General features: G+C 40.4%; 2 protein-coding genes. Both read left to right on the top strand.

What is annotated here, in order from left to right; genetic code table 11:
* The first annotated feature begins 262 nt into the window (after positions 1-262).
* Complete coding sequence (locus LKD70_RS18405; protein WP_227709304.1) at positions 263-988, top strand: phosphatase; 726 nt, start codon at positions 263-265, stop codon at positions 986-988.
* Between the two features lie 141 nt (positions 989-1,129).
* Complete coding sequence (locus tag LKD70_RS18400; protein ID WP_227709303.1) at positions 1,130-1,429, top strand: YerC/YecD family TrpR-related protein; 300 nt, start codon at positions 1,130-1,132, stop codon at positions 1,427-1,429.
* Positions 1,430-1,912 lie beyond the last annotated feature (483 nt).

Here is a 1,912-nt window from a genome sequence, read left to right as displayed (position 1 = left end):
TCTGTATTGATTATATCATATATCACTAAATATTACTAGATAATAAAATAAGAAATTTGACAAAAAAAGTACAGGCTTTATGCGGCCTGCAAGTATTTTTCTTATTCTTCAACTGTCAAACTCCCGAGTTCTGCAGATACGGTTATTATCTCCCGGCAGGGAAATTGTATTCTTAAAAGAATATGTTATAATCCTTTAAGGACAGAGTGTCTAAAAGACGACTTTTGTAATCAAAATAACATTCAGCTAAGGAGTGAAATTTATGAAATTTGTGGCAGATACACATTCGCATACGCTTGCAAGCGGACATGCGTACAGTACCATCAGAGAAATGGCAGCAGCAGCGAAGGCCAGAGGATTAGAAGCGCTTGCGCTGACAGAACACGCGCCTGAGATGCCGGGTACGTGCGGTATTTTTTATTTTCAGAACCTTGATGTGGTTCCAAGACAGGCAGAAGGCATACGGCTTCTTATGGGAGCGGAAGTCAATATCATGAATCCGGATGGACATATCGATCTTCCGGAGGAAACCTGCCGGGAACTGGATATTGTTGTGGCAAGCATTCATCTCCCATGTTATGGCCGGGAACATACACCGGAAGAGAACACAAGAGCCTATGTGGCAGCGATGAAAAATCCGTATATCAACATCATCGGGCATCCGGATGACGGACGTTTCCCGTTTGACTATGAAGTGATTGTAAAAACAGCGAAAGAGACCGGAACATTGCTGGAAATAAATAATTCATCTATGAGGCCTCAGAGCAGCCGTAAGGGAACAAGGGAGAATATTCTGACCATGCTGGATCTTTGTAAGCAGTACGATGTACCGGTGACGACAGGAAGCGACGCCCACGTGGATGCGGATGCCGGTAATTTTTCAAACGTGGAAAAGATCCTTGATTACTGCGGGTTCCCGGAAGAACTGGTTGTTACGACAGACTTTGAGAAGCTGAAACCATACCTGAATCTCTACAAAAGACTGTAGAATATACATAAAACGCTACAAAGTGGTAGACTGTAAAAGTTTAATGTGTTAAAATATAAAAACAGTCTGGAGCAAGAGGCGAAAATACAGCTGTACTTCAGAAACATTTATGCCGCAGGCTTGAAAAGGAGACAGGGTATTATGAGTAAAAAAATAAGGACAGAGGCCGTAGACTATCTTTTTAAGGCGATACTCAGTCTGGAAAATAAAGAAGAATGCTATTTGTTTTTCGAGGATATCTGTACTATCAACGAACTGCTTTCACTGTCGCAGAGGTTCGAAGTGGCAAAGATGCTCAGAGAGCAGAAAACTTATCTGGAAATTGCGGAAAAAACCGGCGCATCTACCGCTACCATCAGCAGGGTGAACCGTTCTTTGAATTACGGAAACGACGGATATGACATGGTATTTGAGAGAATTAATGAAAAAAACGAAGAATAGAAGAGGAAACAAAGGGGACTGTCGAGAATAACAGTCCCCTTTTACAGTAAAAAGTTTTGGAGGGCTCTTCTGCCTGCGTTATGATGTCATGGAAAAGAATATACGATTATTGTACAGGGCAAAAACTAATATAGATTATTTCCCGATAAATTTTATTTTGCAGAATGATGTTCTTTATTATGTGGATTATGAATGTAATGATTATATGGATGAATGGAATTTTGAAAACTGGGGGATCAAATACTGGTCTAAGACGCCGGAATTTATTAAATATGCAGAAGAACACTCAAAATAATGGAAACTTATTGAGAAAAACCGACTTCCATCCTGCTTTTGACAACCCCTTTTATGTGTCCGATTGTACCAAGCCGCTAGTGCGGCGGCTAGCCCTAAGTACATGAAACCACAACTTTTTCAAAAAAAAGTAGCAGTTTTTGAATATATGTTGTATTGTTGAGTTACCACACACACCAATCAACCTAT

Source organism: Ruminococcus turbiniformis, from assembly GCF_020687545.1.
GTDB lineage: Bacteria > Bacillota > Clostridia > Lachnospirales > Lachnospiraceae > Mediterraneibacter > Mediterraneibacter turbiniformis.
The sequence above is the reverse complement of the archived record's forward strand: the minus strand, read 5'-3'. Positions and strand labels throughout refer to the sequence as shown.

Excerpts from the sequence above, each read along its gene's own strand:
- LKD70_RS18405 (WP_227709304.1), top strand. The coding sequence starts at position 263 with ATGAAATTTGTGGCAGATACACATTCGCATACGCTTGCAAGCGGACAT.
- LKD70_RS18400 (WP_227709303.1), top strand. The coding sequence starts at position 1,130 with ATGAGTAAAAAAATAAGGACAGAGGCCGTAGACTATCTTTTTAAGGCG.